Origin of the sequence: Bacillus sp. MHSD_36, from assembly GCF_030757775.1 — a bacterium.
In the GTDB taxonomy this organism is placed as follows: domain Bacteria; phylum Bacillota; class Bacilli; order Bacillales; family Bacillaceae_G; genus Bacillus_A.
In genome coordinates this window covers 937,430-943,837 of record NZ_JAVBIS010000002.1, presented here as the reverse complement: position 1 = coordinate 943,837, position 6,408 = coordinate 937,430, and the positions used below count along the sequence as shown (strand labels likewise).

At 37.2% G+C, this 6,408-nt stretch carries 8 protein-coding genes and 1 riboswitch; of the genes, 3 read left to right on the top strand and 5 right to left on the bottom strand.

The features are described 5' to 3' along the window. Positions 1–144 precede the first annotated feature (144 nt). Both Q9B79_RS13030 and pckA read right to left on the bottom strand, forming a co-directional pair. On the bottom strand, positions 145–342 hold the full coding sequence (locus Q9B79_RS13030; protein ID WP_306184776.1) for a hypothetical protein: 198 nt from the start codon (positions 340–342) through the stop codon (positions 145–147). A 273-nt stretch (positions 343–615) separates the two neighbouring features. Next, entirely contained in the window at positions 616–2,202 is a 1,587-nt protein-coding gene (gene pckA, locus Q9B79_RS13025; RefSeq protein ID WP_048529517.1) for a phosphoenolpyruvate carboxykinase (ATP), read from the bottom strand. A gap of 228 nt (positions 2,203–2,430) precedes the next feature. Further along, positions 2,431–2,552, top strand: a riboswitch (SAM riboswitch). 168 nt (positions 2,553–2,720) lie between these two features. Here pckA and metK point away from each other — a divergent pair. Continuing rightward, entirely contained in the window at positions 2,721–3,920 is a 1,200-nt protein-coding gene (gene metK / locus Q9B79_RS13020; RefSeq protein ID WP_306184774.1) for a methionine adenosyltransferase, read from the top strand. 40 nt (positions 3,921–3,960) lie between these two features. On the opposite strand, the gene Q9B79_RS13015 is transcribed toward metK, so the two are convergent. Genes Q9B79_RS13015 through Q9B79_RS13005 form a run of 3 tightly spaced genes read right to left on the bottom strand, consistent with a single transcriptional unit; the run spans position 3,961 to position 4,871 of the window. After that, complete coding sequence (locus Q9B79_RS13015) at positions 3,961–4,485, bottom strand: GNAT family N-acetyltransferase (RefSeq protein WP_306184771.1); 525 nt, start codon at positions 4,483–4,485, stop codon at positions 3,961–3,963. Between the two features lie 20 nt (positions 4,486–4,505). Further along, the gene (locus Q9B79_RS13010) at positions 4,506–4,685 is read right to left on the bottom strand and encodes a hypothetical protein (protein WP_306184769.1); all 180 of its coding nucleotides are present in this window, start codon (positions 4,683–4,685) and stop codon (positions 4,506–4,508) included. 6 nt (positions 4,686–4,691) lie between these two features. Continuing rightward, positions 4,692–4,871, bottom strand: coding sequence for a hypothetical protein (locus tag Q9B79_RS13005; protein ID WP_098669374.1), 180 nt, complete (start codon positions 4,869–4,871; stop codon positions 4,692–4,694). 238 nt (positions 4,872–5,109) lie between these two features. Here Q9B79_RS13005 and Q9B79_RS13000 point away from each other — a divergent pair, with 238 nt between their 5' ends. Together Q9B79_RS13000 and Q9B79_RS12995 are read left to right on the top strand one after the other, a co-directional pair. Beyond that, complete coding sequence (locus tag Q9B79_RS13000; protein WP_306184766.1) at positions 5,110–5,619, top strand: MogA/MoaB family molybdenum cofactor biosynthesis protein; 510 nt, start codon at positions 5,110–5,112, stop codon at positions 5,617–5,619. Next, the gene (locus Q9B79_RS12995; protein ID WP_306184764.1) at positions 5,616–6,218 is read left to right on the top strand and encodes a molybdenum cofactor guanylyltransferase; all 603 of its coding nucleotides are present in this window, start codon (positions 5,616–5,618) and stop codon (positions 6,216–6,218) included. Before Q9B79_RS13000 ends, Q9B79_RS12995 begins: the two co-directional genes overlap by 4 nt. Positions 6,219–6,408: the final 190 nt, after the last annotated feature.

Here is a 6,408-nt window from a genome sequence, read left to right as displayed (position 1 = left end):
TGAGTAGGGATATAAATTATATATTCGAAGCCGTAATTTGTCTATGTGAAAATGGGTTTACTCTGGGGTAAGTGATGATATTACAACAGGAAGCGTAACTTTGCATAAGATGCAGGTTTCTGCTTCCAATAAGTTAATATGAAATTACGTATTAGTATGACTCTTATGTTCTTTAAAAAAGGTGGATATAATACAACAAATTATTCCGGTAATTAGAATAACATATTTTATCGTTTCACTTGTATGTTGAAATAAATTAACGTTAAGCATCACAAGTCCCCAAAATAGTTGGATCGCTCCGTAACTGAATAAAATTTTTCCTGTACGAGAAAAATTCCCCATAGGTCTCATCCTTTCCTGTATATGTAAATTGTATCATAAAAAACTAAAAATGAATGATTATAAAATGAATTTTCTGTAATTTTAAGAGATAAGTCATAGATGAAGAGATAAGATATAGAAAGAAGCTTACGTAAAAAACGTAAGCTTCTTTTTTATGTAAGTGTGTGTAACCGTTAAGCCGCATTGGGTTTTGTCGGTGAGTACGCGAAACTTTACGGTTACACGACACTTATTCATATGAGTAAAAGGGTTATTCCAACAGAAAGTTTGTACTTAAGCGATTGGACCGCCTAAGTTAATAATATCTTCAGAAACGCTGTCGAACTTTTTGAAGTTCGCTTTGAACTCGTTCGCAAGCTCGATTGCTTTTGCTTTGTAAGCAGCTTTATCAGCCCAAGTTTGTTCAGGCATTAACACTTCGTCAGGTACACCTGGTACATGAAGTGGAACTTCAAGACCGAAGATGTCATGTTTAGCTGTTTCTGTTTTTGCAAGTTCACCGCTTAATGCTGCTTGAATCATTGCACGAGTGTAACCTAAGTTCATACGTTTACCAATGCCGTATTCGCCACCAGTCCAGCCAGTGTTTACTAAGAATACTTTCGCATCGTGTTTCTCGATTTTTTCACCAAGCATTTCAGCATAGCGAGATGCATCAAGAGGTAAGAATGGTGAACCGAAGCAAGTTGAGAATGTTGCTTGCGGAGATGTAACGCCGCGCTCTGTTCCTGCTAGTTTACTAGTGTAACCACTTAAGAAATGGTACATAGCTTGTTCTTTTGATAACTTACTGATTGGAGGCAATACGCCAGATGCATCAGCAGTTAAGAAAATGATTGTATTTGGATGCCCAGCAACACTTGGCAGTACGATATTGTCGATCGCATGCATAGGGTATGCAGCACGAGTATTTTCTGTTAAAGTAGTATCGTTGTAGTCTGCGATACGTGTTTGGTTATTAATGATAACGTTTTCTAAAACAGATCCAAATTTGATTGCATCGAAAATTTGTGGTTCTTTCTCGTGAGAAAGGTTTACACATTTTGCGTAGCAACCGCCTTCAATATTGAATACACCGTTATCAGACCAACCATGCTCATCATCACCGATTAATTTACGGTTTGGATCAGCAGATAATGTTGTTTTACCTGTTCCAGATAAACCGAAGAATAGTGCTACGTCGCCTTCTTCACCTACGTTTGCAGAGCAATGCATAGAAAGGATATCTTGTTCAGGTAATAAGAAGTTCATAATAGAGAAGATTGATTTCTTCATCTCTCCAGCGTATTCTGTACCACCAATTAGTACGATACGTTTTTCGAATGAAACCATAATGAATGCTTCAGAGTTTGTACCGTCAACAGCTGGATCAGCTTTGAAATTCGGTGCAGAAACAATTGTGAACTCTGATTCATGAGTTGTTAATTCTTCTTCAGTTGGACGAATGAATAATTGATGTACAAATAGATTGTGCCATGCATATTCGTTAATAACTTGAATTGGTAGGCGGTAATTGCGGTCAGCGCCTGCAAATCCTTTGAAGACGAATAACTCTTCTTTCTCTTTTAAGTATTCTAAAACTTTAGTATATAATTTATTAAAATGTTCTTCAGAAATCGGTTGATTCACTGCTCCCCAAGCAATTTTGTCAGCAACCGATGCTTCTTTCACAATAAATTTATCTTTAGGAGAACGTCCTGTATATTTTCCTGTTGAAGCAGAAACGGCACCAGTAGAAGTTAATTTCCCTTCATTTCGCATTAATACTTTTTCCACTAATTGCGGAACACTTAGTTGAATCTGTGCATTGCTTCCGTTCAATAATTCGTGTAAACCAATTTGGACATTCACAGTACTCATATTTATATACCATCCTTTTCATTTAATGAAATATTTCTCGTAATCCCCAACAAGAGTATAACACAATTATATAAATAATGTATACTATTTATTTCTTTTTGTTTGTGTGAATACATTATTTCCTTATTAATATTTCATTTTAGGTGTATTGAGAAAAACTTTCAGGAAAATGTGAATATTAATTGACAAATGAATATCATTTCTTTAGTATAGGTTGGGACGGATACTCTCTTATCCCGAGCTGGCGGAGGGACAGGCCCGATGAAGCCCAGCAACCTCACTTGTAGTGGTAAATACAGGTGAATAGGTGCTAAAACCTGTGCGAGGCTACAGGTCTCGAACGATAAGAGCGAAGGGCAAAAAGCAGTATGCAAGTAGCAAATTAAACCTTTCCTCTATTAAAGTAGGAAAGGTTTTTCTGTATGCTTGTGTGGGAGAATAAATGTATGTCGCAATCTGTGGCAAATTAAGGATGAGTTCCGTACAATATATACAATTACTGTAGGGAGGTTTACCACATGACAAAAAAACGTCATCTGTTCACATCTGAGTCTGTAACTGAAGGACATCCAGATAAAATTTGTGACCAAATTTCTGATTCAATTTTAGATGCGATCTTATCAAAGGACGCAAATGCACGTGTAGCTTGTGAAACAACTGTAACAACTGGTTTAGTATTGGTAGCGGGGGAAATTACGACTTCTACTTACGTAGATATTCCAAAGATCGTTCGTGAAACAATCCAAGGCATTGGTTACACACGCGCAAAATACGGATTCGATGCAGAAACTTGTGCAGTTTTAACATCTATCGATGAGCAATCTGCTGACATCGCTATGGGTGTTGACCAAGCGCTAGAAGCACGCGAAGGTCAAATGACTGACGCTGAGATTGAGGCAATTGGTGCAGGAGACCAAGGTTTAATGTTTGGTTTCGCATGTAATGAAACACAAGAGTTAATGCCACTTCCAATCTCGCTTGCTCACAAATTAGCTCGCCGTTTAACTGAAGTACGTAAAAATGATACATTATCATACTTACGTCCGGATGGAAAAACGCAAGTTACAGTTGAGTATGATGAAAATGGTAAACCAGTACGTGTTGATACTATCGTAATTTCTACACAACATCACCCGGATGTTATATGGGAAGAAATCGATCGCGACTTAAAAGAGCACGTAATTAAAGCTGTCGTACCAGCAGAATTAATCGATGGAGAAACGAAATTCTTCATTAATCCAACTGGCCGCTTCGTAATTGGTGGACCACAAGGTGATGCTGGTTTAACAGGACGTAAAATCATCGTTGATACTTACGGTGGATACGCTCGCCACGGTGGCGGTGCATTCTCTGGTAAAGATGCAACAAAAGTTGACCGTTCTGCAGCATATGCAGCTCGTTATGTTGCGAAAAACATCGTAGCAGCTGGTCTTGCTGAGAAAGCAGAAGTACAACTTGCATACGCAATCGGTGTAGCGCAACCAGTATCAATTTCAGTTGATACATTCGGCACTGGTAAAGTATCTGAAGACGTACTAGTAGAACTAGTTCGTAACAACTTCGATCTTCGCCCAGCTGGTATTATTAAAATGCTAGACTTACGTCGCCCAATTTACAAACAAACAGCAGCTTACGGCCACTTCGGACGTACTGATGTAGATCTAACATGGGAACGTACAGACAAAGCTGCAGCTTTAAAAGAGCAAGCTGGTCTATAATATATGAAAAAAAGCTTTGCGCTCACGGCGCAAAGCTTTTTTATTTATAATTACGTTGGAATAAAGCGAAGAGTTCAATGTCATGCCAAGTGCCGTTGCGGAATATAGCTTCTTTACAAGTTCCTTCATGTTGAAAACCGAGTGATTTATATAATTGAATTGCTCTATCGTTAAAAGAAAATACTCGTAAAGAAAGGCGATGTAAATTTAATTCTAAAAATGCATAATTCAATAATAAAGTGAAAGCTTCCTTCCCATAACCTTGCCCCCAGTAATCCTTTTTACCAATATCAATAATGCATTCAGCGTTTCGATTATACGGATCAATGTGAATTAAAGAAGTAATACCAATTGAAAGGTTCGTAGCTTTTTCTTCAATGATATAGCTCTTAGCGTTTGAAGAATGAATAAATTGCTGGCAAAGTTTTTCTGTATCTTGAAAGGAATATTTATCAAGATTGAGTGTAGTTGAACTCATAACGTCTATATCATTATGCCATTTATAATATGTTAGAATATCATCTTCGGAAAACTTTCGTAACTGGACACGGTTTGATTCAAACAATGTAAACACCCCTTTTGTATTTACTGGTCTTTGTTCATTATCCCAACACACGAGCTACAATAAACTTCTCCGTCTAGCTCAATGTACTTTTTCATATTCGTCATACCGCTCGCCGGAAATGGCATATGAATCCACGCTTTTTCATATGTTTGTATTTCTTTCCCGCATGATTTACAAAGGATTGGTTTTTTCTTGAACATATGTAATCATCCTTTCATTTGGCGTGCTTTCCCTGCGCAAAAGGCACTGCTTAGTAAAAATAGTGTTGCGAATATAATGCTTACGAATGTAGCGTATGGAATTGCGCCTTTTAGAGAAAATCCGACAGTGATGGAAGCGACGAATAAGAGGATGAATGTTGTTGTTAGTTTTTTATAAAGTTCCATAGTGAGTGAACCTCCAAATTATTTTGTAATTTAAAATGAAATCTACTATGTGGAAAATATAAGAGGATTTAAAGAGTAGCTAATGATGTGTAGTCTAGGAGTATAAGAAAGTATATTTTCCTTTTTGTGGTTTTATATACTTATATTGTAGCATGGTGTATTAACGACTTCATACATAATTGTGTAAAGATAGGTATGATAAAATGAAGAAAAGACTTTAGGAAAGGGAAGATATAAAATGAGCGTAACTGAACATAAAAAACAAGCACCGAAAGAAGTGCGTTGCAAAATCGTAACGATCTCCGATACACGTACAGAAGAGACGGACAAGAGCGGACAGCTATTACATGAATTATTAAAAGAAGCAGGGCATATAGTGACCTCTTATGAAATTGTAAAAGATGATAAAGAAAGTATTCAGCAAGCGGTGTTAGCTGGTTATCATCGGGAAGATGTTGATGTCGTGTTAACAAATGGCGGTACTGGTATTACGAAACGTGATGTGACGATTGAAGCGGTATCAGCGTTATTACATAAAGAAATTGTCGGGTTTGGTGAGTTGTTCCGCATGATTAGTTATTTAGAAGATATAGGAAGCAGCGCGATGTTAAGTAGAGCAATCGGCGGTACAATTGGGCACAAAGTTGTCTTTTCCATGCCAGGGTCTAGCGGAGCAGTTCGTCTTGCGATGAATAAATTAATTTTACCGGAATTAGGTCATATTACATTTGAGCTGCATCGTCAATGAGTAAGTATGCTGGAATTGTATTAGCAGGCGGTATGTCGAGTCGATTCGGTGAGCCGAAAGCGTTAGCGGGCTGGCAAGGTAGTACTTTTATAGAGCATATTGTGAAAGTAATGACAAATGCGCTCCAAGAAGTTGTGGTCATTAGTCATTCTGATCTAAAAGAGCGAGTAGAGCAACTCGTACAAGTTCCTGTTATAGAAGATATTCCGCATTATAAAGGAAATGGCCCACTTGCTGGAATTGTATCAGGAATGGAATATATAGAAGCAGATTGGTACGCTATTATGCCTTGCGATGCGCCAAATGTTTCGCAAGAATGGTTTACCATTTTGCTAGAGCAAACGAGCAATGAATATGATGCGGTTGTACCTATTATTAATGGAAGGAAACAACCGTTACTTGCAGCGTATCATAACCGCGTGAAAGAAAAGATTTATGCTTTGCTTCAGGAAGAAAAAAGAAGTATGGGCCAGCTTTTATCACAATGTAATGTGAAGTATATTGTTGGTGAAGATGTACAAGCGAATGCGGATTGGTTTATAAATGTGAATACGAAAGAAGAATATGTGCAGGCTCAAAAAGACCTTTCAAATGAATGAAAGGTTTTTTGGTATACAGAAATTGGGGAACAATTACTGTATAAAGGTATGTGAGTAAGTTGATTTTAAGGGGAATTTCTTAAAATCACTATACAGTTAAAATACTGTATAACCATATATTAATTTTTATGGGTTTTTATTACAAGTCTGTTTAGTTATGTTTATTTTTGGTATAATGAATATAGAAATA